24 protein-coding genes and 1 pseudogene are annotated in these 25,811 nt (G+C 40.4%); 6 read left to right on the top strand and 19 right to left on the bottom strand.

The window, feature by feature from the left end; translation table 11 throughout:
• Positions 1–35: 35 nt before the first annotated feature.
• The 17 genes from atpG to rpmH form a co-directional block, all read right to left on the bottom strand.
• A complete protein-coding gene (gene atpG / locus FH976_RS05665) occupies positions 36–902 on the bottom strand; it encodes a F0F1 ATP synthase subunit gamma (RefSeq protein WP_194089934.1) in 867 nt (288 codons plus the stop codon).
• 127 nt (positions 903–1,029) lie between these two features.
• Positions 1,030–2,571: a F0F1 ATP synthase subunit alpha gene (gene atpA / locus FH976_RS05660; RefSeq protein ID WP_194089933.1), complete on the bottom strand. Its 1,542-nt coding sequence runs from the start codon at positions 2,569–2,571 to the stop codon at positions 1,030–1,032.
• A gap of 13 nt (positions 2,572–2,584) precedes the next feature.
• Positions 2,585–3,115 carry a F0F1 ATP synthase subunit delta gene (atpH, locus tag FH976_RS05655; protein WP_194089932.1) on the bottom strand — a complete coding sequence of 177 codons (531 nt, stop codon included), beginning with the start codon at positions 3,113–3,115 and terminating at the stop codon, positions 2,585–2,587.
• Positions 3,116–3,130: 15 nt separating this feature from the next.
• On the bottom strand, positions 3,131–3,601 hold the full coding sequence (atpF, locus tag FH976_RS05650) for a F0F1 ATP synthase subunit B (RefSeq protein ID WP_194089931.1): 471 nt from the start codon (positions 3,599–3,601) through the stop codon (positions 3,131–3,133).
• 55 nt (positions 3,602–3,656) lie between these two features.
• A complete protein-coding gene (atpE, locus tag FH976_RS05645; RefSeq protein WP_017024253.1) occupies positions 3,657–3,899 on the bottom strand; it encodes a F0F1 ATP synthase subunit C in 243 nt (80 codons plus the stop codon).
• A gap of 46 nt (positions 3,900–3,945) precedes the next feature.
• Positions 3,946–4,752, bottom strand: a complete 807-nt coding sequence (atpB, locus tag FH976_RS05640) for a F0F1 ATP synthase subunit A (protein ID WP_194089930.1) — start codon at positions 4,750–4,752, stop codon at positions 3,946–3,948.
• A gap of 12 nt (positions 4,753–4,764) precedes the next feature.
• The gene (locus FH976_RS05635; RefSeq protein ID WP_194089929.1) at positions 4,765–5,112 is read right to left on the bottom strand and encodes an ATP synthase subunit I; all 348 of its coding nucleotides are present in this window, start codon (positions 5,110–5,112) and stop codon (positions 4,765–4,767) included.
• Between the two features lie 150 nt (positions 5,113–5,262).
• Positions 5,263–6,147 (bottom strand): ParB/RepB/Spo0J family partition protein, encoded by an 885-nt coding sequence (locus tag FH976_RS05630; RefSeq protein ID WP_194089928.1) that lies wholly within the window; start codon positions 6,145–6,147, stop codon positions 5,263–5,265.
• 40 nt (positions 6,148–6,187) lie between these two features.
• Positions 6,188–6,970: a ParA family protein gene (locus FH976_RS05625; RefSeq protein WP_194089927.1), complete on the bottom strand. Its 783-nt coding sequence runs from the start codon at positions 6,968–6,970 to the stop codon at positions 6,188–6,190.
• Positions 6,971–6,980: 10 nt separating this feature from the next.
• Positions 6,981–7,634, bottom strand: a complete 654-nt coding sequence (rsmG, locus tag FH976_RS05620; protein ID WP_194089926.1) for a 16S rRNA (guanine(527)-N(7))-methyltransferase RsmG — start codon at positions 7,632–7,634, stop codon at positions 6,981–6,983.
• Positions 7,631–9,526 carry a tRNA uridine-5-carboxymethylaminomethyl(34) synthesis enzyme MnmG gene (gene mnmG / locus FH976_RS05615; protein ID WP_194089925.1) on the bottom strand — a complete coding sequence of 632 codons (1,896 nt, stop codon included), beginning with the start codon at positions 9,524–9,526 and terminating at the stop codon, positions 7,631–7,633. Before mnmG ends, rsmG begins: the two co-directional genes overlap by 4 nt.
• Before the next feature lie 509 nt (positions 9,527–10,035).
• Entirely contained in the window at positions 10,036–10,473 is a 438-nt protein-coding gene (gene mioC, locus FH976_RS05610; protein WP_194089924.1) for an FMN-binding protein MioC, read from the bottom strand.
• Positions 10,474–10,654: 181 nt separating this feature from the next.
• Positions 10,655–12,016 carry a tRNA uridine-5-carboxymethylaminomethyl(34) synthesis GTPase MnmE gene (gene mnmE / locus FH976_RS05605; RefSeq protein WP_194089923.1) on the bottom strand — a complete coding sequence of 454 codons (1,362 nt, stop codon included), beginning with the start codon at positions 12,014–12,016 and terminating at the stop codon, positions 10,655–10,657.
• Between the two features lie 108 nt (positions 12,017–12,124).
• Positions 12,125–13,771: a membrane protein insertase YidC gene (gene yidC, locus FH976_RS05600; protein WP_194089922.1), complete on the bottom strand. Its 1,647-nt coding sequence runs from the start codon at positions 13,769–13,771 to the stop codon at positions 12,125–12,127.
• A 2-nt stretch (positions 13,772–13,773) separates the two neighbouring features.
• Positions 13,774–14,031, bottom strand: a complete 258-nt coding sequence (yidD, locus tag FH976_RS05595; RefSeq protein ID WP_194089921.1) for a membrane protein insertion efficiency factor YidD — start codon at positions 14,029–14,031, stop codon at positions 13,774–13,776.
• Entirely contained in the window at positions 13,998–14,321 is a 324-nt protein-coding gene (gene rnpA / locus FH976_RS05590) for a ribonuclease P protein component (protein ID WP_228767350.1), read from the bottom strand. Before rnpA ends, yidD begins: the two co-directional genes overlap by 34 nt.
• Before the next feature lie 46 nt (positions 14,322–14,367).
• Positions 14,368–14,502 (bottom strand): 50S ribosomal protein L34, encoded by a 135-nt coding sequence (rpmH, locus tag FH976_RS05585; RefSeq protein WP_190332020.1) that lies wholly within the window; start codon positions 14,500–14,502, stop codon positions 14,368–14,370.
• A 612-nt stretch (positions 14,503–15,114) separates the two neighbouring features.
• Here rpmH and dnaA point away from each other — a divergent pair.
• The 5 genes from dnaA to FH976_RS05560 all read left to right on the top strand — a co-directional run bounded on the left by dnaA (position 15,115) and on the right by FH976_RS05560 (position 21,907).
• Positions 15,115–16,524 (top strand): chromosomal replication initiator protein DnaA, encoded by a 1,410-nt coding sequence (dnaA, locus tag FH976_RS05580; RefSeq protein ID WP_194089919.1) that lies wholly within the window; start codon positions 15,115–15,117, stop codon positions 16,522–16,524.
• A 40-nt stretch (positions 16,525–16,564) separates the two neighbouring features.
• On the top strand, positions 16,565–17,665 hold the full coding sequence (gene dnaN, locus FH976_RS05575; RefSeq protein ID WP_194089918.1) for a DNA polymerase III subunit beta: 1,101 nt from the start codon (positions 16,565–16,567) through the stop codon (positions 17,663–17,665).
• 39 nt (positions 17,666–17,704) lie between these two features.
• A complete protein-coding gene (gene recF / locus FH976_RS05570) occupies positions 17,705–18,784 on the top strand; it encodes a DNA replication/repair protein RecF (protein ID WP_194089917.1) in 1,080 nt (359 codons plus the stop codon).
• Between the two features lie 18 nt (positions 18,785–18,802).
• The gene (gene gyrB / locus FH976_RS05565) at positions 18,803–21,223 is read left to right on the top strand and encodes a DNA topoisomerase (ATP-hydrolyzing) subunit B (protein ID WP_194089916.1); all 2,421 of its coding nucleotides are present in this window, start codon (positions 18,803–18,805) and stop codon (positions 21,221–21,223) included.
• A gap of 246 nt (positions 21,224–21,469) precedes the next feature.
• Complete coding sequence (locus tag FH976_RS05560) at positions 21,470–21,907, top strand: Hsp20 family protein (RefSeq protein WP_194089915.1); 438 nt, start codon at positions 21,470–21,472, stop codon at positions 21,905–21,907.
• Positions 21,908–21,998: 91 nt separating this feature from the next.
• Here FH976_RS05560 and FH976_RS05555 read toward each other — a convergent pair whose 3' ends face one another.
• Positions 21,999–23,261: a valine--pyruvate transaminase gene (locus tag FH976_RS05555; RefSeq protein ID WP_194089914.1), complete on the bottom strand. Its 1,263-nt coding sequence runs from the start codon at positions 23,259–23,261 to the stop codon at positions 21,999–22,001.
• Positions 23,262–23,512: 251 nt separating this feature from the next.
• Between FH976_RS05555 and FH976_RS05550 the strand changes: the two genes are divergently transcribed.
• Positions 23,513–24,556, top strand: coding sequence for an alkene reductase (locus FH976_RS05550; RefSeq protein WP_194089913.1), 1,044 nt, complete (start codon positions 23,513–23,515; stop codon positions 24,554–24,556).
• Positions 24,557–24,655: 99 nt separating this feature from the next.
• Here the strand turns inward: FH976_RS05550 and FH976_RS05545 are convergent.
• Positions 24,656–25,684 (bottom strand): annotated as a pseudogene (locus FH976_RS05545) (ion channel).
• Positions 25,685–25,811 lie beyond the last annotated feature (127 nt).

Here is a 25,811-nt window from a genome sequence, read left to right as displayed (position 1 = left end):
TATTTAATTACCTAAGCACTAATCTAATAGCAACATTAAACCGCTGCTGCACCTGATACGATTTCTGACAATTCTTGTGTAATCGCCGTTTGACGGGCTTTGTTGTACACAAGTTGTAAGTCATCAATTAAGTCGCTTGCATTATCTGTTGCAGCTTGCATTGCCACCATTCTCGCCGCTTGCTCACAAGCAAGATTTTCAACCACGCCTTGATAAACTTGAGATTCGACATAACGTTTCAACAAGGTATCTAGCAATGGTTTCGGCTCGGGTTCATAAATATAATCCCAAGAATGTGTGCGTTTCATGTCATCGCTATCCGATTTAGGCAAAGGTAGCAATTGATCGATCTTTGGTTCTTGTACCATAGTATTCACAAACTTATTGAATACCACGTAAAGGCGATCTAATTCACCTTCATCATATTTCTGTAGCATCACGCCAACGCTACCAATCAAAGATTCAAGACTTGGGTTATCCCCTAATCCAGAAATTTGGGCAGACAGTTTTGCGCCTGTGCCTTTGAAAAAAGTGGTTGCTTTAGAGCCAATAACAGCCACTTCCACACCAGCACCTTTCTCTGTCCAATCTTTCATGTCATTTAGAGCACGCTTAAACAAGTTAATGTTCAAACCGCCACATAAACCACGATCGGTTGAAATAATGATGTAACCAACTTTTTTAGCTTCACGCTCTGCGAGATAAGGATGCTTATACTCTAAGTTTGCGTTTGCTACATGACCGATCACTTTACGCATTGTTTGTGCATATGGGCGAGAAGATTCCATGGCGTCTTGACTACGACGCATTTTAGAAGCTGCTACCATTTGCATTGCTTTCGTAATTTTTTGTGTGCTTTGAACACTACCAATTTTGGTACGAATTTCTTTTGCGCCGGCCATCGTTACTCTCCGTTAATAAGGACCCGCTAAAGGGTATCCCGTTAATGGATATTCGTTATTGGTGATGCGACTTCGTTGCTTACGTTTTTTACAAAAGCGAGCATGCATCGAAAACATCACCTCCGAATTACCAGGTCTGGGTTGCCATAAAATCATCAACAAGCTTTTTCAGCGTTGCTTCGATTTCATCGTTATAAGCACCCGTCTTGTTGATTTCAGAAACGAAATCAGCATATTGACCATGAGCATACGACAGTAATGCAGATTCAAAATCCGCCAGCTTATTAATTGCGATATCACCAAGATAACCGCGTTCAGCTGAAAAAATCACCAAAGCTTGATCAAACACTGAGAATGGAGCGTATTGCTTTTGCTTCATCAACTCAGTTACTTTTTGACCATGGTTTAACTGTTTCTTAGTTGTTGCATCAAGATCAGATGAGAACTGAGCAAATGCTGCTAGTTCACGATACTGTGCAAGAGCGGTACGAATACCACCAGACAATTTCTTAATGATCTTAGTTTGTGCAGCACCACCTACACGAGATACTGAAATACCAGGGTCAACCGCAGGGCGAACACCAGCATTAAATAGCTCTGTTTGTAGGAAAATCTGACCATCGGTAATCGAGATTACGTTAGTCGGTACGAATGCAGATACGTCACCAGCTTGTGTTTCAATGATAGGAAGCGCTGTTAAAGAACCAGTCTTACCTTTCACTTCACCATTGGTAAACTTCTCAACGTAATGCTCGCTTACACGAGATGCACGTTCAAGTAGACGTGAGTGAAGATAGAAAACATCACCTGGGAAGGCTTCACGGCCTGGTGGACGTTTTAGAAGTAAAGAGATTTGACGGTAAGCCACCGCTTGCTTAGATAAATCATCATAAACAATCAAAGCATCTTCACCGCGATCACGGAAGTATTCACCCATTGCACAACCTGCATATGGCGCAAGGTATTGCAATGCCGCAGACTCAGAAGCTGACGCAACAACCACAATCGTGTTTGATAATGCGCCGTGCTCTTCAAGTTTACGTACTACGTTCGCAATTGTTGAGGCTTTTTGCCCAATTGCTACATAGATAGAGAAAATTCCAGAATCACGTTGGTTGATAATGGTATCGATTGCCATTGCCGTTTTACCAGTCTGACGGTCACCGATGATAAGTTCACGTTGACCACGACCGATTGGAATCATTGAGTCAACAGACTTATAACCCGTTTGTACAGGTTGGTCTACAGACTTACGGTCAATAACACCTGGTGCAATCATTTCTACAGGAGAAGTTAATTTTGCATCAATTGGACCTTTACCATCAATAGGTTCACCAAGTGTGTTTACAACACGACCAAGCATTTCAGGACCAACAGGTACCTCAAGGATACGACCAGTACCCGTAACTTTCATGCCTTCCTGAAGGTTAGCATACGGGCCCATTACTACTGCACCAACCGAGTCTCGCTCAAGGTTAAGTGCAAGCGCGTAAAGACCGCCCGGTAATTCAATCATTTCACCTTGCATCACGTCCGCTAGGCCGTGAATGCGGATAATACCATCACTTACAGATACAATTGTACCTTCATTGCGAGCTTCACTTACAACATTGAATGACTCAATACGTTGCTTGATCAGTTCACTAATTTCTGTGGAATTAAGTTGCATGCTCCAATCCCCATTAAGACGTTAATGCATCGTTCATACGGTTCAAACGACCGCGAGTTGAATCATCGATGATTAAGTCTCCGGCTCGAATAATAACTCCACTAAGTAGAGTCGCATCTACACTGCAATTCAGCTTAACTTTGCGTTCAAGACGCTGCTCAAGTTTGCTACCAATTTCTGCTAGCTGACCTTCTGTTAATTGTGTTGCGGCAATTACCTCAACATCAACAATATGATCATGCTCTTTTCTTAGAATTAAGAACTCTTCACAGATTTTAGGCAAGGCCTTTAAACGGCCATTATGAGCAAGAACTTTAATAAAGTTTTTACCATGCTCATCAAACTGGTCACAAATAGAAACAAAGATATCCGCTATTTTTTCAGCTGCAATTGACCTATTTAGTAAGTCAATCATACCTTTATCATTTGCAACTTCAGCAGCAAAGGTCAACATTTCAGACCATTGGTCTAATGCGCCTTTCTCAACCGAAAATTCAAAAGCTGCTTTAGCATAGGGGCGTGCGATTGTAGTCAAATCAGACATGTGCTGCCCCTCTAGTTACAGTTTTGCAGTAATATCATTAAGAATATCTTGGTGTACGCTCTGATCAATAGAACGTTCCAAAATTTTCTCAGCGCCAGCCATAGCGAGTACGGCTACTTGCTTACGAAGTTCATCGCGTGCACGGTTACGCTCAGTTTCAATTTCAGCTCGGCCTTGATCTAAGATCTTTTGACGCTCAACTTTCGCATCATTTTGGCTTTCTTCTAAAATTTGATTCTTACGCTTATTCGCTTGATCGATGATCTCAGCAGCGGCTTTTTTAGCTTCTTTCAGTTTGTCCGAAGCATTAGCTTGTGCTAGACCCAAGTCTTTAGCTGCGCGGTCAGCGGCGGCTAAACCATCAGCAATATTTTTCTGACGGTTTTCGATTGCTGCCATAAGTGGAGGCCATACATACTTCATGCAGAACCACACAAATAGAACAAACGCTATCGTTTGACCTAACAGAGTTGCGTTTATATTCACCGCATACTCTCCTTTGTTTGCAATTTAAAAACAAATACCGAATTAAATAGAAAAACTATCCGGCGACCGCAAACATGACATATAGACCTAGACCAACAGCGATCATAGGAATAGCATCCACAAGACCCATAACAATGAAGAACTGTGTACGAAGTAGAGGGATAAGATCTGGTTGACGAGCAGCACCTTCTAGGAATTTACCACCTAGCATGCCGATACCGATTGCCGCACCAATTGCCGCAAGGCCCATCATGATAGCCGCAGCAATGTACAGCAGATCCATGTTTAAGTTTTCCATTGTATAACTCCAAGTTTTATCTGAATGTTATGTTAAAAATTTTTTATTAATGTTCTTCTGATGCTTGAGATAAATATACTATCGTCAAAATCATAAAGATAAATGCCTGTAGGGTAATGATCAAAATATGGAAGATCGCCCATGGCACGGAGAGAACCCATTGTGACCACCAAGGCAGAAGCCCTGCAATCAAAATGAAAATCAATTCACCTGCATACATATTACCGAACAAACGCAGTCCCAATGAAACTGGTTTAGACAATAATGTTACACCTTCAAGAATTAGGTTAATTGGAATAAAAGCCCAATGATTGAATGGTTGTAAGCCAAGCTCTTTTGCAAACCCAGTAATACCTTTAATCTTAATGCTGTAGAACAAAATTAAGACAAACACACCTAACGCCATAGACATCGTAATGTTAACGTCAGCTGTTGGTACAACACGTAGATAAGGAATGCCAAGAACAGTAGCGGCATGAGGTAGAAAATCGACCGGAATAAGATCCATTAGGTTCATTAGAAATACCCATCCGAAGACGGTTAATGCTAATGGTGCAACTAATGCGTTCTTTCCATGGAAAATATCTTTTACTGAGGCATCAACAAACTCAACGACCATCTCAACGAAGCACTGTAGTTTGCCCGGAACGCCGCTTGTGGCATTTTTGCCCACGCGATAAAAGACCCACATCATCAAGCTGCCGAGTAGCACAGAGACAATTAGTGAATCAATATTAAACGTCCAGAAGCCGGAAGCTTCGCCCATATGAACGATGCTGCCATTACTAGCACTTAAGTTAGTAAGGTGGTGTGAGATGTACTCCGTTGGAGTTAATTCACCTGAACCAGCCATTAGATATCCTGTCTAATTACGTTTGATAAAACCAAATGACATAATGCATTGCACAACAAAGGCCAATATATAACCCATAAAGAAAGTAATAAGATGCACCTGAGTGTATTTAAAGAAAAATACAAATAGCACGCCTGTAATTACAAATTTATAAGCCATACTTATATAGGCTTTCACCATAACCTTTGCTGCCGTATCTGCGCCGGGTTTATTTAAATATAAACTCGTTACAATATATGGCACACAGTACACCAGCCCCCCAAAAATGGCAGATTGACTCGCCATATCTCCCTGTACATACAAACTGATTAAGCTTAATGCACCAACAACAATAAACTGAGTTAAAACTAAAAAAAACATTCTATTAACACCCAATTACACTTATTTTTGGCTCAGCTGTATGCGCAGAACATACTACACCTTACTCAACTTTGATTACAGTCAATAGCAAGGCGTAAAATGATTATTTTTACATTCTGTTAAATGATTGGCGATATTCTTATAACAGAGTTAATTAATTTCCAATTCTGTGTTAAGGATCCTGAGAACTTGCTCCATATCATCAAAACTGATGGTAATTTTACCTTTACCTTTCGCATTGCGGTTAATAACCACTTTATTACCTAATTTCTCAGATAATAGTTCCGCAAACTGCTGAGCAGGAAGATCATCACTTGGCCGGTTTTCAATTTTAGGCTCTAAATGTTTTTTAACTAGAGCTTCAGTTTGTCTAACGGTTAATTTCTTATCAACCACAATTTTTGCAACATTACTTTGATCACATAACTCTAGCGATAACAGGGCTCTAGCATGCCCCATTTCTATTTTTCTTGATATAACGCAATGCTTTACATCCTCATCAAGTGTATTAAGTCGGATTAAATTAGTGACGGCTGTGCGTGATTTACCGATCGCATCAGCGACTTGTTGGTGCGTTAATTCAAACTCTTGCTGTAAGCGTTCAAGTGCTTGAGCTTCTTCAATCGCATTTAAATTTTCTCGTTGAATATTTTCAATCAGCGCCATTGCAATCGCTGCACGATCCTCAACATTTTTAATCACACAAGGCACTTGCGTAAGACCTGCTAATCTTGCAGCACGCCATCGACGTTCACCTGCAATAATTTCAAACTTATCTTCAGATATTTGACGAACAACAATAGGTTGAATAATGCCTTGCGAGCGAATAGATGAAGATAGCTCTTCTAAGGCTTCTGGCTGAATGTCTTTTCGAGGTTGATACTTACCAGACGATAATTGAGATATGGCAATTTTAGCCAATTGCCCTTCAGAAGATAAAGCTTGGCTATAGGCGACTTTTTGTTGTTTTTCACGCGCTAAAGAACTAGTAGAAAGTAGCGCGTCTAAACCTTTACCTAACCCACGTTTAGACATCGGAATGGTTTCCCTATCGGTATATAAATATGAAAAATTATTATGGAGTCGTAATAAGAAGCTCTTCTTTACGCAGCATTTCTCCAGCTAAAGCTAGATATGCTTTAGAGCCAGCAGAATATTTATCGTAATACATAGCGGGCTTTCCATGACTTGGCGCTTCCGCTAAACGAACATTACGTGGGATCACTGTGCGATACATTTTATCGCCAAAGTGCTTTTTAAGTTGATCTGAAACATCATTAGCAAGACGATTTCGAGGATCAAACATGGTACGTAAAATCCCTTCAATTTTAAGATCATGATTAACTACTGCTGCTAATTTGCTAATGGTATCCATTAGAGCAGTCAAACCTTCTAAAGCAAAGTATTCACATTGCATAGGCACTAACACTGATTGTGAAGCTGCCATAGCATTAATTGTTAATAAGTTAAGCGAAGGGGGGCAATCAATAAAAATATAATCATAGTTATCTTTTACGTTAGCTAATGTGTGCTTTAAACGTAACTCACGAGAGAATACTTCCATAAGCTTGATTTCAGCCGCAGTAACATCACCGTTGGCCGCAATTAAATCATAACCAGCAGATGTATTTTTACGCACCACATCATCAAATGGGACTTCATCAACTAATAAATCATAAGCGGTATAATCAAGAGCATATTTATCAACACCGCTGGCCATGGTCGCATTACCTTGAGGATCAAGATCAATAACAAGCACTTTTCTTTTAGTTGCAGCCATTGATGCAGCAAGGTTGACGCACGTTGTGGTTTTACCAACGCCACCTTTTTGATTCGCAATTGAAATGATTTTACCCACGACTACCTCGTTATAATTCCTTTTTTTCCAACAAGACCAAGTGACGGTCACCCTCTAACTCTGGAACTTGAAGAACTTTGATATCAATAACAGCAAAAGCTTTTGGTAATTGAGCAATTTCATCTTCAGGTAATTGCCCTTTTAGCGCAAGAAAAATACCACCATCTAATTTAGGTAAATGATGACACCACTCAACCATATCAGTTATCGAAGCAAATGCGCGACTGATAACGCCATCAAAACCGTGCTCAGGATCGAATTCTTCAACTCGACTTTGTATTGGTGTGACATTGCTTATTTCTAGTTCATGCACCACTTGCTTAATAAAACGAATACGTTTACCTAAACTATCAAGTAAAGTAAACGCCATTTCTGGATTTAAAATAGCCAGTGGGATCCCCGGTAAACCAGGTCCTGTCCCTACATCAATAAAACGTGAACCAGTAAGATATGGGCTCACCACTAAACTATCAAGAATATGCCTGACTAACATATCCATAGGATTACGGACGGAAGTTAAGTTATAGGCTTTATTCCATTTATCTAACATCAGAACATAACCAACTAGTTGATCACGTTGTAAATCGTTCACGACCAAATCAGTTTGAGACAGTAATGAATCTAGTTTATCTCTTAGATTATGATTAACTAAACTGGAGTTCATGCCGCATTACCTTTTTTTAGGAGGCCTTGTTTTTTCAAGTGAACTAATAAGATTGAAATCGCAGCCGGTGTAATACCGGAAATACGAGAGGCAATACCAACCGTTTCTGGTTTGGAATTATTAAGCTTCAATACCACTTCATTAGAAAGTCCTTTTACATCAGAATATTCTAAATCAACCGGTAACTTAGTATTTTCATGGCGCAATGATTTTTCAATTTCATCTTGTTGACGTTGAATATACCCTTCGTATTTAACTTGGACCTCTACTTGTTCAGTCGCTTGTTGGTCGTCAACTTGTGAAGCAAACACATCTAAACTGGTCAGTTTCTCATATGTCATTTCAGGACGACGAAGAAGATCTTCACCGTTAGCTTCGCGAGTGATAGGGGTTTTTAATAATTGATTAAGTTGTTCAATATTGTCCGACTTTGGATTAACCCAAATATCTTTTAAACGCTGGCGTTCTTGCTCAACATGTTCAACTTTTTGATTAAATCGCGCCCAACGAGCATCATCGACTAAACCAAGTTCACGACCTTTTTCGGTCAAACGTAAATCGGCATTATCTTCACGCAACAATAATCGATATTCAGCTCTAGAAGTAAACATACGATACGGTTCTTTCGTGCCCATCGTAGATAAATCATCAATCAATACGCCCATATAAGCTTGATCACGGCGAGGACTCCAAGACTCTTTGCCTTGGGTGTACAACGAAGCATTTAAGCCCGCCATCAGCCCTTGAGCCGCGGCTTCTTCATAACCGGTAGTGCCGTTAATTTGTCCCGCAAAGAACAAACCATTAATAAATTTGGTTTCATAGCTTTGTTTTAAATCACGAGGATCAAAGAAATCATATTCAATTGCATAACCAGGACGCATGATCTGCGCATTTTCAAAACCATTCATTGATTGCACAATTTTCACTTGAACATCAAATGGCAAGCTAGTTGAAATCCCATTAGGATACAATTCTGTTGTTGTTAACCCTTCTGGTTCAATAAAAATCTGATGACTATTTTTATCGGCAAAACGCATTACTTTATCTTCAATCGATGGGCAATAACGTGGGCCAATACCTTCGATCACGCCAGAATACATAGGGCTACGATCTAAATTATTACGGATCACATCATGCGTTTTTTCATTGGTATATGTGATAAAGCATGGGATCTGCATTGGGTGATCTTCTTTTTTTCCCATAAATGAAAATACTGGGATCGGGGTATCACCATGTTGTTGTTCCAAGCATGAAAGATCAACAGTGCGTGCATCAATACGAGGAGGTGTCCCTGTTTTTAAACGATCCACTCTAAATGGAAGATCACGCAGACGATTTGCTAAGGCTATAGATGGTGGATCGCCAGCACGACCACCTGAGAAGTTTTCGAGTCCGATATGGATCTTTCCACCCAAGAATGTTCCTACCGTTAACACGACTGCCTGAGCTTTAAATTTAAGGCCCATTTGAGTGATGACACCAATAACTTGAGAACCTTCAACAATTAAATCATCAACCGCTTGTTGAAATAACGTCAAGTTAGGTTGATTTTCTAACGTTTGTCTTACTGCAGATTTGTATAATAAACGATCAGCTTGCGCTCGAGTTGCACGTACTGCTGGCCCTTTGGATGCATTAAGCGTTCTGAATTGAATTCCTGATTTATCAATAGCTTGAGCCATTAAACCACTAAGAGCATCCACTTCTTTTACTAAGTGGCCCTTGCCAATTCCCCCAATCGCGGGGTTGCAAGACATTTGGCCTAATGTATCGATATTGTGAGTGAGCAATAACGTTTTTTGGCCTGTTCGTGCCGATGCCAATGCAGCTTCCGTTCCTGCATGGCCACCACCAACGACAATGACGTCAAAGTTTTCGTGATAAAACATGAGCAGACCTCGAGTTCAATAGTTGATCATTTACTTTAGATGATCGGGAAATAAAAGGAGCGTTATTCTACCTTTTTTCATGCGAAGAGAGAATCGATTTGTCTAATTAAATAAAGGGCTCAAAGCTCTTAATATAAATAAGATCTTTATATAGATCTTTTATTAGATCTATTATTAAGGAAGCTCGATCTTGTGGATAATCAATAAATGATCTTTAAGATCATGGAGTTTAGGAGGATCCTTTCCTGTGATCTAGCTTGGATCATCTATGGTATTAGCTGGGATCAAAATGGCTAGTTATACACAGGTGGATCTTTTTAATTAGTTATTAAGTGAATAACTACGTGAAGATCACAGGGTTAATGGGTAGTTATCCACATACTAATTGCTCGTTTTTTGACCGAACAGTTTTTACGTTAATGCTTAAATGTCCAAAAATAGGCAAAATTTTTATAAATATTCATTTGGAATGAAGTGATCATAAATGAAAAATGCTTTGTTTTTGTCTATTAAATGAAGAAATTTATATTTTCATTTAACCATTCCTCGGCAGCATCTTCTGGTATTGATATGTTAATGACATCTATTTCTAAAGGTGGGCATAATTCTTGGGTTCCAATATCAATAAAGGTGGCTCTTGCATCTTTACCGGCAGCACAAAAAGTGTCATAACTTGAATCTCCAATCGCAATAACGGCAAAAGATACATCAGACATCCGTGGTGGCGTGTCTTTTATATTATTCATAAATGATTGAATATTATCAGGATAATCACCAGCACCGTGAGTGGATGTGATGATAAGCCAAATTCCCTTTGCTTCTATTTCTGCAAGATTAGGCTGATTATGGATGGTGGTCTGTGCACCCTTTTCGATAAGAAGATCACTTAAATGATCGCCGACATATTCAGCGCCACCGAGTGTGCTTCCTGTGATGATATGGATCATGGCTATTCCTTTATTATTTTCGGATTACATAGAAAGAAATAGTAGAGTTTTGCGAGGAAAATTGCGAACAGTTATTGAGGTAAAATAAAACCCTTCACGTTAAGATGAAGGGTTTATATTTATCTGATATATCGTTATTTTTACTAGTTTTTCAGCATTATTTTTGGTGTTTATTAGATCACTATTTTCCTATGCAGAAAGAAGAGAAAATACGACCTAATAGATCATCTGAGTTAAATTCCCCAGTGATTTCATTTAAGTATTGCTGAGTAATGCGTAGCTCTTCTGCTAGGATTTCCCCTGCCATATAGCCTTCAAGTTGCTGTTGTCCTACCTGTAAATGTTCGGCAGCTTTATCGAGGGCCTCTAGATGGCGACGGCGGGCCATAAAGCTGCCTTCTGTGCCACCAGCAAACCCCATACAGTCTTTTAAGTGCTCACGAAGAGCGTCAATACCTTCTCCTGTCTTCGCGGAGAGGCGAATTAAGGTTGGGTTATTAATATGGCAAATACCGAGTTCTTCATTGGTTTGATCGGCTTTATTACGGATCACCGTCATACCTATATTTTCAGGTAAACGTTCAGCTAAATCGGGCCAGATTTCTTTTGGATCGGTAGCATTCGTGGTAGTGCCATCAACCATAAATAAAACTCTATCGGCTTGGGCTATTTCATCCCAAGCTCGTTCAATACCTATTCGTTCAACTTCATCAGAGGCTTCACGTAGCCCCGCGGTATCGATTATATGCAATGGCATGCCATCAATGTGTATATGCTCGCGTAATACGTCTCGAGTGGTTCCTGCTATATCGGTAACGATAGCCGACTCTTTACCTGATAGAGCGTTTAACAGACTGGATTTACCCGCATTAGGTCGACCTGCTATGACGACCTTCATTCCTTCTCGAATAATAGCTCCTTGATTGGCTTCTTTTCGAACCGCTGCAAGGTTATCAATAATGTTTTGTAGATCGCTGCTGACTTTCCCGTCGGCTAAAAAATCTATTTCTTCTTCCGGAAAATCAATGGCTGCTTCGACATAAATACGTAGATAGATAAGTGAATCAACAAGCTTATTAATACGACCAGAGAACTCACCTTGTAAAGAATTTAACGCTGATTTTGCTGCCTCTTCAGAACTTGCATCGATGAGATCGGCAATAGCTTCTGCTTGGGTTAAATCTATTTTGTCATTGAGAAAAGCGCGTTCTGAGAATTCACCAGGGCGTGCTGCGCGAATACCATCAATTTTAAGAATACGTTTGATCAGCATATCCATAACCACTGGGCCGCCATGACCTTGTAGTTCAAGGACATCTTCACCGGTAAAAGAGTGGGGATTAGGGAAAAATAAGGCAATGCCTTGGTCGAGCTGTTTTCCTTGTTCATCTTTAAAAGGTAAGTATTCGGCATAACGAGGTTTTACTGCACGTCCGAGAACTTCTTGAGCGACCTGAGTTGCTTTAGAGCCTGATACACGAATAATGCCGACACCACCTCGACCGAGAGCGGTTGCTTGAGCTACGATTGTTTCTGTTGTCATAATGGAACCAATGAAAGGTGGAAATAAATAATAGATTATCGACTAAATATCAATAAAGCAAAAGGCGACCATAAAGGCCGCCTTAATATTGGTACTGATTGTTAAGAGTTAGCTTTTACTTTTTTTAGAGTGTAAGCCTTTTTTCTCTAGCGCTCGGTAAATCAACGTTTGCTGTACCAAGGTAACAATATTTGACATTAGGTAGTAAAGAACCAAACCTGATGGGAACCATAAGAAGAAGAAGATGAAGATAAGCGGCATAAACATCATCATTTTCTGCTGCATTGGATCGGTAACCGTTGTTGGACTCATTTTTTGAATGATCAACATAGATATACCCATCAATACTGGCAAAATGTAATACGGGTCTTGCGCAGATAAATCGTGGATCCAACCAAAGAATGGTGAATGACGTAATTCAACCGACTCCATCAATGCCCAATAAAGCGCAATGAAGATAGGCATTTGAAGAAGAATAGGGAAGCAACCACCTAATGGGTTAACTTTCTCTTCTTTATACATCGCCATCATTTCTTGGCTAACACGTTGACGGTCATCACCTAAGCGTTCTTTCATAGCGGCAATTTTTGGTTGCAGCATACGCATTTTAGCCATTGAGGTATACTGAGCTTTTGTCAGTGGGTACATTGCACCACGAACAATGAAAGTCAGTAGAATAATTGCGACACCCCAGTTACTTACAAAACTTTGAATAAATGAAAGTAATGAGTGAAGAGGTTTGGCAATAAACCATAACCAACCATAGTCGACCACAAGATCTAGGTGAGGAGCAACCGCGGCCATTTGATCTTGTAATTTAGGACCAGCCCAAAGCGTGGCTTTAATTTCGGTGCTTTGATTATTAGCAATAACTTGATTCGGTGTGCGAACACCAATATCTGCTACATTACCAATAACACGAGAATAAAGAATAGTGCCTGGTTGATTACGTGGGATCCAAGCTGAAGTGAAATAGTGTTGCAGCATAGCAACCCAACCTTGTCCGTCACTTAAAGTCACGTTAAGGTTTTTGTCTTTCATCTCATCAAATTTGTATTTTTTATATTTATTATCCGATGTTGAGAATGCGCCACCAGTATAAACAGGCATACCAATGTGACCACCACCTTCGATCATTGTTTGGCGTAAGTGTGCATACATTCCAACGGTAGCATCTTGACCTGATTGGTTATTAATACCGTATACAACATCAATCGCGTAACTATCACGCTTAATGATAAATGTTTTGGTGTATTGAATGCCGTTTGCTGAGTAAGTCAGAGGAATACGTAATTCATTTTGCCCATCAGCAAGCGTGAAAGATTGTGCTGTAGTCTTATAATGAGGTCGTTTTGAGCTACTGATATCAATACCTTGAGGGCCGACTAAACCGCTTTGTGCGATATATTCATGCTCAGGAGTATCTTGTAGTAGTACAAATGCATTCTTTGATTTTAATTCTGCTGCGTATTTGTTTAATTTAGCAGAAACAACATCACCACCTACAGGGTTGATAGCAAGATCTAACACATCAGTGTGAACTTTGATGGTAGTGGCTGCAGGAACCGTTTTTGTATGCTGAGGAGATAATGGATCGGCTGATGCTTCGGCATGATCATTTGACAAACTAGTGTTAGCTTGAGTCTGTTGTACTGGCGCTTTCTCCGGTTGAGCATCTTTATTACTCCATTGTTGGAATAATAAAAAACTTACTAGAGCAAAAGCGATTAACAGAATATTACGTTGAGAATCCATTGTTATTTATCTCTGTCGTGTTTTTGATTGGGTGGGACAGGGTCATATCCCCCAGCATGTAAAGGATGGCATTTTAATAAACGTTTGCCAGATAACCAACACCCTTTTACACAACCATGCTCTTTTATAGCTTCAATAGCATAAGTAGAGCACGTCGGTGTAAATCGACATCGTGGGCCAATTAAGGGACTGATTAATCCTTTATATAGGTTTATTAACCCGATAGTTAACCACGATAAGGGCGAGATAGGCGATGCCATAACTTCTCAAATATTTTAAAAACATCTTCGTTACTCAAATCTTGAGCACTCTTTTTTGCAATTACGACAAAATCTTTACTTGGCAATTGGTTTTGCTGTAAACGAAAGCTTTCACGGGCTAAGCGTTTAAAACGATTACGACCAACGGCGGTTTTGATTTGTTTTTTAGGAACTGCTAATCCAAGTCTTGGATGGGAGAGTGTATTATTGCGAGCGATAATAGTGAAATGAGGGGAGCCTGCTCGATGAGCTTGCTGAAAGACATTTTGATAATGCTCGGGAGTTAACAAACGTAACTCCCGAGTAAAAGTAGACTTAGTCAAAATAATTCAAAAATTATTTTGAAAGGCGCTTACGGCCTTTTGCACGACGTGCATTAATTGTCTTGCGACCGTTCTTAGTAGACATACGAGCACGGAAACCGTGAGTGCGTTTACGTTTAAGAACAGTAGGTTGAAAAGTGCGTTTCATGGTAATTACCTTTACTGATCAGTAGTTTATAGGTTCTTGTTAAACCCGGTGTGAGATGTTTTATCCGACACCTCTCAACAAAGAGGCGGAATTGTAATCATTGACAACCAAAGAGTCAATGCCTACGAGGCTTAATAAACAGTATTTAATACGGAGTAAAAAACCAATTGGCCTAAAAATCTGTGTGCGGATTATACGGTTTATGTGAGCAAGTGCAAGGATCATCCTAAGATCTATTTATACCCACAATTTATATACAAATTATACCGTTGATCTTGCTTATATGGATCATGACTCATTGTGATTAAACCTTACTTGGGATCTATTTTGTATAAAGTATGAATAAGATGTTGTTAATGTCAGTAAATGCTTATTTTTAATGGAAGTGATAGTAAATGCCATTTTGGGGATAACTTTAACCTTATTAACAGTTATGACTATATTAATAGACAATATGGATTTTATTTTGTGACTAAATACGGATTAATAATGAAAATCTGTGAATAACTTGAGATCTTATTCATTATTATAAGGATCTATCTCTGGTGATCTTGCTTGTTGAGATGTAGAATCGCTTTCCTTTAAGATCATTTCATTTCGTGTGAGGTTTCTGTGTCGTCTTCGCTATGGTTGCAGTGCTTGCAACAACTTCAAGAAGAGCTTCCCGCCACTGAGTTCAGTATGTGGGTTCGTCCTCTTCAGGCTGAACTTAATGACAATACACTCACTCTATTTGCACCAAATCGTTTTGTGCTCGATTGGGTTCGTGATAAATATCTTCATAGTATTAATGGATTGCTCAAAGAGTTTTGTGGTTCAGATACGCCCAATTTGCATTTTGAAGTAGGGAGTAAACCGACTCATGCTCCTGTTTCTAGACCAAAACGTACTGCGGCTGATGTAGCAGCAGAATCGTCTGGGCCTGCGCAAGTACAACAAAGCCGCCCACTAAATAAATCTTGGGATACGGGTCAACGTGAAGTTGTGATTGATGTAAATCATCGCTCTAATGTTAACCCTAAACATAAGTTTCATAACTTTGTTGAAGGTAAATCGAATCAGCTTGGTTTAGCGGCAGCAAAACAGGTTTCTGATAATCCGGGACTTTCTTATAATCCATTATTTTTATACGGTGGAACGGGGTTAGGTAAAACGCACCTTTTGCATGCAGTAGGTAATGCCATTATTGAAAACAAACCTGGGGCGCGTGTTGTCTATATGCACTCAGAGCGTTTTGTACAAGATATGGTAAAAGCGCTACAAAACAATGCCATTGAAGAATTTAAACGTTACTACCGAAGCCTTGACGCATTGCTTATCGATGACATTCAATTTTTTGCCAACAAAGAGCGCTCGCAAGAAGAGTTTTTCCATACCTTTAATGCATTATTAGAAGGCAATCAGCAAATCATCTTAACCTCGGATCGTTATCCGAAAGAGATCAACGGAGTAGAAGATCGGCTGAAATCTCGTTTTGGTTGGGGGTTGACCGTTGCGATTGAGCCACCAGAGCTTGAAACTCGCGTAGCTATTTTGATGAAAAAAGCTGAGGATCATCAAATTACTTTAGCTGATGAAGTGGCATTCTTTATTGCTAAACGTCTGCGTTCTAATGTGCGTGAACTTGAAGGTGCATTAAACCGCGTGATCGCGAATGCAAACTTTACTGGCCGTCCAATTACTATCGATTTTGTACGTGAAGCATTACGAGATTTACTGGCGTTGCAAGAAAAGTTGGTCACCATCGACAATATCCAAAAAACGGTGGCGGAATACTACAAAATTAAGATGGCTGACTTATTATCTAAGCGTCGTTCTCGTTCTGTTGCGCGTCCACGTCAAGTGGCAATGGCATTATCAAAAGAACTTACTAACCATAGCTTGCCTGAAATTGGTGATGCTTTTGGTGGGCGAGATCATACTACTGTCTTGCATGCATGCCGTAAAATTAAAGAATTGCGTGAAGAAAGCCACGATATAAAAGAAGATTACTCAAATTTAATCCGTACTTTATCGTCTTAATCTTCACCATTATATATAACATTATTAGTTAGAGTAGATAATGAAATTTACTATTGATCGCACCCAATTGATAAAACCTTTACAACAAGTCTCTGGCGCTTTAGGTGGACGTTCGACGTTACCTATTCTTGGTAACTTGTTAATTAAAGTGGAAAACGGTGAGTTATCCATTACCGCTACCGATCTTGAAGTCGAGCTGGTTTGCCGTTTAGCGTTGACCGATCACTTTGAACCGGGCAGTACAACGGTGCCATCACGTAAGTTTTTAGATATTTGTCGAGGCTTACCCGATGATGCACATATCGACATTACTTATGAAAACGATCGATTATTAATGAAATCAGGCCGCAGTCGCTTTTCATTAACCACATTACCAGCCACCGATTTCCCTAATATCGAAGATTGGCAAAGTGACGCGCAAGTCACGGTCACTCAAGGTGAGTTGCGTCGTTTAGTGGAAAAAACTCAATTCTCAATGGCAAATCAAGATGTACGTTATTATTTAAACGGCATGTTATTTGAGATTGAAGGCAATACCCTACGTTCGATTGCGACCGATGGTCATCGTATGGCCGTTTCTGAAACTGGCTTAGTGGGTGAGTTTAATCAACAACAAGTGATTGTTCCGCGTAAAGGTGTACTTGAATTAGTTAAGTTGCTTGATCGCCCAGACGAAAACGTAACCTTACAAATTGGCAGTTCAAATATTCGCGCCAATGTAAATGAGTTTACCTTTACCTCTAAACTGGTCGATGGTCGCTTCCCTGATTATCGTCGCGTAATGCCACAAAGTACCAATAAAACACTTGACGCTGATTGTGATGCGCTGCGTCAGTCATTTTCGCGTGCTGCTATTTTATCGAATGAAAAGTTTCGTGGTGTTCGCGTTAATTTATCTGGCTCTGAAATGCGTATTACTGCCAACAACCCAGAGCAAGAAGAAGCAGAAGAAAACCTTGATGTGAATTACCAAGGTGAGCCGTTAGAGATTGGTTTCAATGTTAGCTACGTGTTGGATATTTTAAACACCTTAAAATGCAAAACAGTTCGTATGTCATTAAGTGATGCTAATGCCAGTGCGTTGGTTGAAAATGTCGATGATTCGTCAGCCATGTACGTTGTTATGCCAATACGTCTGTAAAATATGATGTTACTCTTAAATAGAGTCGGTGGTTGATCTATGCCGTTAGCACGATTAGCCATTCAACAATTTCGTAATATTAAAGCCTGTGATCTCGAACTATCATCAGGCTTTAATTTTCTTATCGGACCGAATGGTAGCGGCAAAACCAGTGTGCTTGAGGCTATTTATCTGTTGGGGCATGGCCGTTCATTTCGTACCAGTTTAACCGGGCGAGTGATCCAGCATGACAATAGTGAGTTGTTTGTGCATGGCCGTTTTATTAATAGCGACGACTATGAATTGCCGATTGGTATTAATAAGCAGCGTGATGGCAGTAGTGAAGTTAAAATTGGTGGCCAAGGTGGGCAAAAAATAGCTCAGCTTGCCCAGACATTGCCGTTGCAATTGATTCACACCGAAGGCTTTGAGTTATTAACCGAAGGACCTAAATTTCGTCGTGCATTTATTGATTGGGGTGTTTTTCATACTCAACCCCATTTTTATCAAGCATGGGCACGATTTAAGCGATTAATGAAGCAGCGTAATGCCTTATTAAAGACAGCTCGTAGTTATCAAGAACTCAGTTATTGGGATCAAGAACTGGCACAATTGGCGGAAACGATTAGTCAGTGGCGGTTGGAGTATGTGGTTCAACTTAAACCGATTGCAGAACAAATTTGCGCAGTATTTTTACCTGAATTTGAAGTGAAAATTCAGTATTATAGAGGCTGGGATAAAGACACCCCATACGCGGATAGTTTGAAGCACAATTTTGAGCGTGATCAGCAGCTCGGTTACACATTTAGTAGCCCCAATAAAGCCGATTTAAAACTTAAAATTCATGCAACACCGGTAGAAGATATATTGTCACGAGGTCAGTTGAAATTAATGGTGTGCGCGCTGCGACTGGCGCAAGGCCAACATTTGAGCCAAGCGACAGACAAACAGTGTATTTATTTAATTGATGATTTTGCATCAGAACTAGATGGTCAACGTCGCACACGTTTTGCTGAATATTTGAAGCAGACGCAGGCACAGGTTTTTATAAGCGCTATTACTGCAAGTCACATTGCTGAGATGCAAAGTGAAAATAGCAGGATGTTTCATGTGGAACATGGCAAAATAGAGCAAAGATAATTAAGGCGAGAACAATACATGTCGAACACTTACGATTCATCGAGTATTAAAGTACTTAAAGGGCTAGATGCCGTACGTAAACGTCCAGGAATGTATATCGGTGATACCGATGACGGTACTGGTCTGCACCATATGGTTTTCGAGGTCGTCGATAACTCAATTGATGAAGCGTTAGCCGGTCATTGTTCTGATATTATTATCACCATTCACGAAGATAATTCAGTTTCGGTTAGTGATGACGGTCGTGGTATTCCGACAGAATTACACGAAGAAGAAGGTGTATCTGCCGCTGAAGTTATTATGACCGTATTGCATGCCGGTGGTAAATTTGATGATAACTCCTATAAAGTTTCTGGTGGTTTACACGGTGTAGGTGTTTCGGTTGTGAATGCCTTGTCTGAAAAAGTAGAATTAACCATTAAGCGTAATGGTCAAGTTTTCCAACAAACTTATCATCATGGTGTACCAGCAGCGCCACTGACTGTTACTGGAACAACAGAAGAAACAGGAACTCGAATCCGTTTCTGGCCAAGTGATCAAACTTTCAACAATATTGAATTTCACTACGATATTCTCGCTAAGCGTTTACGTGAACTTTCTTTCTTGAATTCTGGTGTTTCTATTCGTTTAAACGATGAGCGTGAAGTAGATAAATCTGATCACTTTATGTTTGAAGGTGGCATTCGTGCTTTCGTTGAGCATCTAAATCGCAACAAGACTCCTGTTCATCAAAAAATATTCTATTTTGATCATGCTCGTGAAGAGGATGGCATTACGGTTGAAGTCGCCATGCAATGGAATGATAGCTTCCAAGAAGGGGTTTACTGTTTTACCAACAACATTCCACAACGTGATGGTGGTACTCACTTAGCAGGTTTCCGTGGCGCTCTAACGCGTACCCTGAATAATTTCATGGACAAAGAAGGCTACTCGAAGAAAGCTCAAGCAGCTACGTCGGGTGATGATGCACGTGAAGGTCTAACCGCTGTCGTTTCAGTGAAAGTACCGGATCCAAAATTCTCAAGCCAAACCAAAGATAAGCTGGTATCAAGTGAAGTGAAGTCAGCGGTTGAATCAGCAATGAATGAAAAATTGTCTGAATTCTTAATTGAGAACCCAAGCGAAGCTAAAATTGTGTGTGGCAAGATCATTGATGCCGCTCGTGCTCGTGAAGCTGCGCGTAAAGCTCGTGATATGACTCGTCGTAAAGGCGCACTCGATTTAGCCGGTTTGCCGGGTAAACTTGCCGATTGCCAAGAAAAAGATCCTTCTCTTTCTGAACTGTACATTGTGGAAGGGGACTCTGCTGGCGGTAGTGCCAAGCAGGGGCGTAACCGTAAAAACCAAGCGATTTTGCCACTGAAAGGTAAAATTCTAAACGTTGAAAAAGCACGTTTCGATAAAATGTTGTCTTCACAAGAAGTCGCCACGCTTATTACTGCACTTGGTTGTGGTATCGGGCGTGATGAATACAATCCAGATAAATTGCGTTATCACAACATCATCATCATGACAGATGCCGATGTCGATGGCTCACACATCCGTACTTTGTTACTGACTTTCTTCTATCGTCAAATGCCAGAGCTTATTGAGCGTGGCTACATATATATTGCCCAACCACCACTTTATAAAGTGAAGAAAGGTAAGCAAGAACAATACATTAAAGATGAAGATGCAATGGAGCTTTACCAAGCAGGTCTTGCACTTGATAACGCTGGTTTATATGTTAACGCTGATGCGCCCGCGCTAACAGGTGAGCATCTTGAGAAGTTAGTGCTTCAATACAACGAAGGCATGAAACTGGTTAAACGTATGAGCCGTCGTTACCCACACGCGATGATTAATGAGCTGACTTACATTCCTCGCCTAACGGCTGAAATGAGTAAAGATGCCCTGCAAGTACAAGCTTGGGGACAAACGTTGGTTGAGCAACTAAATGCTAAAGAAGTAGGTGCAAGCCAATACTCACTTGAAGTGGAAAAACACGAAGAGTTGGGTGTGAGCATTGTTAAGCTGGTGGTTCGTACTCACGGTGTGATGCATGAATACGTGATATCTTTAGATTTATTGAATTCAAAAGAATATGCTCGTTTGGCTGATTTATCTGAAGCGTTAGGTGGTCTGATTGAAGCTGGCGCTTATGTTAAACGTGGCGAACGTAGTCAACCTGTTAGCTCGTTCTCAGAAGCGCTTGATTGGTTAATTAAAGAATCTCATCGTGGTCTTTCTCTGCAACGCTATAAAGGTCTGGGTGAGATGAACCCAGATCAACTTTGGGAAACCACTATGGATCCTGAAACGCGTCGCATGATGCAAGTCACCATTAACGATGCAGTTGCTGCGGATGAATTGTTCACTACATTAATGGGCGATCAAGTTGAACCGCGTCGTAAATTCATCGAAGACAATGCATTGAAAGTGGCGAACCTAGACGTATAGAAAATACTTGTTAGTTAAATAAACATTCAAAACCCTCGCCAGTAATGTCGAGGGTTTTTTCTTCCCTACTTGAAAGTTAACCTTTGCATCCTCATATAGATAAATGAAGGTGATGCCGTTAGGGTCATTTTTGGTTACCGCTTATTCAGTTTCGCCATTAGGGTTACTTGAAAAGCACACAACTTAAACTGCAAGTCACAACTGTTGAATGCTTGCACACTATTGCTTAATAAAAAGGATAGTCTTATGCGTAATGTAGATTTTACTCCCCTATATCGTAATGCCATTGGTTTTGATCGTTTATTCAACCTAATGGAATCCAATAATGCCAAGAACACTTCTGGTGGATACCCACCGTATAATATCGAGCAAAAAGACGAGCATCACTATCGTATCACGATGGCGGTGGCGGGTTTTTCTGATGAACAGCTGGATATCACCCAACAAGAAAATATGCTGATTGTACGTGGTGAGCGTCAAGCTGAAGAAGGAAAAAGTTACGTTTACCAAGGCATTGCTGAGCGTGATTTTGAACGTAAATTCCAGCTAGCTGATTATGTCAAAGTGATTGGCGCAACCATGGAAAATGGTTTACTGCATGTCGATCTCGAGCGTGAAATTCCAGATGCGATGCAACCGCGTAAAATTGCGATTAATGGCAGTAAACTTCTCGAAGATAAATAATCGAGTCGGTTGATATGTTAATAAATGAAGATAAGGGTGCTGATTAGCACCCTTTTTTGTTATTTAGAAAATTTTATTTAGCGGCTTTACTTTAAAATTTTCCTTGATACGCCTTATTCACTTCCTCGGCAATGATCTCAATACCGCGCTGCATATCTTCATCACTTTGCACGTAGTTCATGCGCAGGCATTGATGCGCGTGATCCCATTTTTCTGCTTTAGATTCTTGCCCAAAGAAAAAATATTCGCCGGGAACAATTAATACCCCGCGAACTTTTAAGCGTTGATACAATTCCATGGTAGTGATTGGTAGCTCGTCAAACCATAACCATAGAAAAATAGCCCCTTCCGGTTTGTGAATTTTAAAACGAGGATCAGAAATAGCGGCTTGCAATAATTCCACCGCATGCAGGGCTTTGCGCTGGTAAAATGGCTTAATTATATTTTCGCTTAATGGTAATAAGTCACTTTGTTCTATCATGTGATTGGCAATCGCTGGGCCGATGCTGCACGGCGCGAGGTTAACAATGCCGTTAATGTTGGTCATGGCTTGAGTCATTACCTCACTGGCGATCACGATACCGCAACGCACACCGGGTAAACCTAGCTTAGACAAGCTCATACACAATATGGTGTTTTGATTCCAAAAAGGCGTTACATCTTCAAAGATAATATTAGGAAAAGGTGTACCGTAAGCGTTATCGATGATCAATGGAATGTTGTTGTCACGCGCCAATTTATCGAGCTTACCAACCTCTTCATCAGTTAATACATTACCGGTTGGGTTGGTGGGGCGTGAAGCGCAAATAGCCGCTATCGAACCATCCACATGCACTTGCTCAAAATCAACGTGGTATTTGAATATGCGATTTTCCAGTATTTCAATTTCTGGATGGTAAGACACAAAGATATCGTCATCGATTCCCGCATCGCTGTAGCCAATATATTCAGGTGCCAGTGGCAGAAGTATTTTCTTATGATGGCCATCACTTTGCTGACCTGCGAATAGATTAAAAATGGAGAAAAAAGCACTTTGGCTACCGTTAGTGAGGCTGATGTTTTTACTGCTAATATCCCAACCATAAGTGTCTTTTAATAGTTTGGCTAAACTTTCAGTAAAGGTGTTTTTGCCTTGCGGGCCATCGTAGTTGGTCATGGCATTAATTAACTCACCATTGGCGAGCATGTCGGCGCTGGCTTGTTTGAAATATTCTACCATTTCTGGGATAGCGGCTGGGTTTCCCCCTCCAAGCATAATTGCACCCGGTGTACGCAGGCCGTCATTAAGGTCATCCATTAATTGAGTAATACCAGAATAACGATTGAACTTGTCACCAAATTTAGAAAACTGCATAACACTTTTATCCATGAGCGGGTAGAAAAACGAACTATTTAACATACCCGATTGTTGTAGGGATAGAAAGAGTCTGGCGGGATGATTTATGTGCTACAAAATATCATGCCTTGAAAATATTCTTCATCTCCCTCATATCTGACAAATAAGACGTGAATAAAATAAAACATCCGCCTTTCTATTTGCTGAGAGTTTATTCCTATCAGCTTCTTCTTTTGATTGTTTTTATATGACACAAACAGGAATCCACTATGACCGATATTTTGTTTCAACCTTATCGTTTGAATGACACGCTGACGTTGGCTAATCGCATTGCAATGGCACCGCTGACTCGCTGTATGGCCGATGATGATTTAGTGCCAACTGAACAAATGGTGGCTTATTATGCTCGCCGTGCAGATGTTGGATTAATCATCAGTGAAGCGACCATTATTCGCGCGGATGGACAAGGCTTTCCCAATACGCCAGGGTTGTTTACTCAAGCACAAATTGATGGTTGGAAAAAAGTGACGGCGGCTGTACATGAAAATGGCGGTAAGATTTTTGCTCAGCTTTGGCACTTAGGTCGTCAGGCTCACTCTCATTATTTTGGTGAGGGGACAGTTTATGCACCTTCTGCGCTAAAAGAGGAGGGAACACTGCCAAGAGCTCGAGAGTTTAGTTACGAAATGCCTAAAGCGGCGACAGCTGAAGATATTGATCAGTTAGTGGCAGATTATACTCAAGCAGCAAAAAACGCAGTGGAAGCCGGATTTGATGGTGTGGAAATTCATGCTGCTAATGGTTATTTAATTGACCAGTTCCTGCATTTTGACACTAATCGTCGCGAGGATGAATATGGTCAAACACCAGAGAATATGTCACGTTTTGCATTAGACATTACCGACTCAATTAGTGCTGAAATTGGTAAAGACCGTACTGCTATTCGTTTATCTCCAGCGGCTTATACGCATATAGAGATCGATGCTCGCGATAAAGAAGTGTTTGATTATCTGTTAGCACAGTTGTCGACTCGCGATCTGGCTTATGTACACTCTGGTATTTTTGATGACAGCGTTGTATATGAGCATTTAGGCGGTAAGGTATCTGAATATATGCGTAAGCAATTTACGGGCACCTTTATGGCGGTGGGTGGTTACTCTGCTCAGCAAGCGGCTAAACATATCGAAAATAATGACTTTGATTTGATTGCTATTGGGCGACCATTAATTGCTAATCCTGATTACATTGAAAAGCTAAAAACGGGCCAAGATTTAACGGAATATAATGTCGATATGTTGGCAGAGTTAATGTGATTACTTCTTATTTTAGCGGCTATTTAATGGTTATTTAACGGTAATTAATTTGGGCAGTAAGTGAACGCTTACTGCCGATTTTATTTGCCATAAAGGATATTAAACGAAGGTTTTCCAATCAATATTGGTAATTCGTTCATCTGCAATATAAACCAACACATCACCAGGTTGAATGACGTGTTCCAGCGGTGGATTGAGATCCAAACCATTACCTTGATTAATGGCGATTAAGATCGCATCGTATTGCTGCTTAAAGCGAGAAAATATTGTATTAAAGCTGGTGGGTTGGCCTTGATATTTGACCATGTATTGCGTCATGCCGAGCGCGTTATTGACCAGTTCATAATGCAATTGACTTGAGCCGGGATCGACGGCCGATTTGGCTATCATTTCTGAGGCAATGGATGGAATGCATTCGACATTCTTACAGTGCTGCTTAAGTAGAGTACCAAGATGTGCATCGCGGAAGTAGGTCACGATATGCGCATCTGGATTTTCATTAGCACAATTTAATCCAGCCGCCATAATGTCGTTATCATTATCTAAATCAATGATGATAGTTTTAGCTTTATTGACGCAGGTTTTTTGCATATCGGCTTGGTCGGTAAAAGCGCTGATATGAACAAATTCGATCTTGCCTGGAAAGGGGTTTTCAATTTTTTGCGCAGAACACAACACGATGTCTTGATGCGAGCTTTTAATTTCATGTAACAACATTTAGATAAGGTGAGGTGTGCGTTCTTCGCTCCAACCTAAAATTAAAATATGATTTTCTACGTTCACTTTTTTGTGCCCCATTAGTCGTGCTTTCCATAGTTGAATCGTATTAGCGGCCAAGCGCCCAACCACCATTGCAAATAACCCCACGCCACCGGGAATAATAAATAGAGCGGTGATCCACTTTCCCATTTCGGTTTGGGGGGACATATCGCCATAACCTACCGTTGATCCCGTGACCATGATGTAATAAATAAAATCAGAAAAAGGTGTTAAAGCCTCTTCTTGAGCAAAATCCAATAAACCCCAAGCGATGACTAAGTAGATCAGTAAAGCGAACAGTAGGTTTTGCCCGCTGAGTCGATTGAATTTAGCCGTGAACCAGCGGTGAAGCTGTTGCAATATTGGCACGTAAATCGAATCCTTTTTTCGTACTCAAAAATAAAAAGCCCAAGCTAATTATAGCTTGGGCTTATCATGACCAATATTAACGTTAATCCCAATAGTCTTTTAGTAACAACTCTTATCGGTTCACGTT

Origin of the sequence: Vibrio hibernica, assembly GCF_015223435.1 — a bacterium.
Classification (GTDB): domain Bacteria; phylum Pseudomonadota; class Gammaproteobacteria; order Enterobacterales; family Vibrionaceae; genus Vibrio; species Vibrio hibernica.
Note: the sequence above shows the minus strand (reverse complement) of the source record. Positions and strands in the feature narration are given on the sequence as shown.

Excerpts from the sequence above, each read along its gene's own strand:
- FH976_RS05560 (WP_194089915.1), top strand. The coding sequence starts at position 21,470 with ATGCGTAATGTAGATTTTACTCCCCTATATCGTAATGCCATTGGTTTT.
- atpH (WP_194089932.1), bottom strand. The coding sequence starts at position 3,115 with ATGTCTGATTTGACTACAATCGCACGCCCCTATGCTAAAGCAGCTTTT.
- FH976_RS05555 (WP_194089914.1), bottom strand. The coding sequence starts at position 23,261 with ATGCAGTTTTCTAAATTTGGTGACAAGTTCAATCGTTATTCTGGTATT.
- mioC (WP_194089924.1), bottom strand. The coding sequence starts at position 10,473 with ATGATCCATATCATCACAGGAAGCACACTCGGTGGCGCTGAATATGTC.
- FH976_RS05630 (WP_194089928.1), bottom strand. The coding sequence starts at position 6,147 with ATGTCTAAACGTGGGTTAGGTAAAGGTTTAGACGCGCTACTTTCTACT.
- atpG (WP_194089934.1), bottom strand. The coding sequence starts at position 902 with ATGGCCGGCGCAAAAGAAATTCGTACCAAAATTGGTAGTGTTCAAAGC.
- recF (WP_194089917.1), top strand. The coding sequence starts at position 17,705 with ATGCCGTTAGCACGATTAGCCATTCAACAATTTCGTAATATTAAAGCC.
- dnaN (WP_194089918.1), top strand. The coding sequence starts at position 16,565 with ATGAAATTTACTATTGATCGCACCCAATTGATAAAACCTTTACAACAA.
- FH976_RS05550 (WP_194089913.1), top strand. The coding sequence starts at position 23,513 with ATGACCGATATTTTGTTTCAACCTTATCGTTTGAATGACACGCTGACG.
- rpmH (WP_190332020.1), bottom strand. The coding sequence starts at position 14,502 with ATGAAACGCACTTTTCAACCTACTGTTCTTAAACGTAAACGCACTCAC.
- atpB (WP_194089930.1), bottom strand. The coding sequence starts at position 4,752 with ATGGCTGGTTCAGGTGAATTAACTCCAACGGAGTACATCTCACACCAC.
- atpE (WP_017024253.1), bottom strand. The coding sequence starts at position 3,899 with ATGGAAAACTTAAACATGGATCTGCTGTACATTGCTGCGGCTATCATG.
- rsmG (WP_194089926.1), bottom strand. The coding sequence starts at position 7,634 with ATGAACTCCAGTTTAGTTAATCATAATCTAAGAGATAAACTAGATTCA.
- gyrB (WP_194089916.1), top strand. The coding sequence starts at position 18,803 with ATGTCGAACACTTACGATTCATCGAGTATTAAAGTACTTAAAGGGCTA.
- FH976_RS05635 (WP_194089929.1), bottom strand. The coding sequence starts at position 5,112 with ATGTTTTTTTTAGTTTTAACTCAGTTTATTGTTGTTGGTGCATTAAGC.
- yidC (WP_194089922.1), bottom strand. The coding sequence starts at position 13,771 with ATGGATTCTCAACGTAATATTCTGTTAATCGCTTTTGCTCTAGTAAGT.
- mnmG (WP_194089925.1), bottom strand. The coding sequence starts at position 9,526 with ATGTTTTATCACGAAAACTTTGACGTCATTGTCGTTGGTGGTGGCCAT.
- yidD (WP_194089921.1), bottom strand. The coding sequence starts at position 14,031 with ATGGCATCGCCTATCTCGCCCTTATCGTGGTTAACTATCGGGTTAATA.
- atpA (WP_194089933.1), bottom strand. The coding sequence starts at position 2,571 with ATGCAACTTAATTCCACAGAAATTAGTGAACTGATCAAGCAACGTATT.
- mnmE (WP_194089923.1), bottom strand. The coding sequence starts at position 12,016 with ATGACAACAGAAACAATCGTAGCTCAAGCAACCGCTCTCGGTCGAGGT.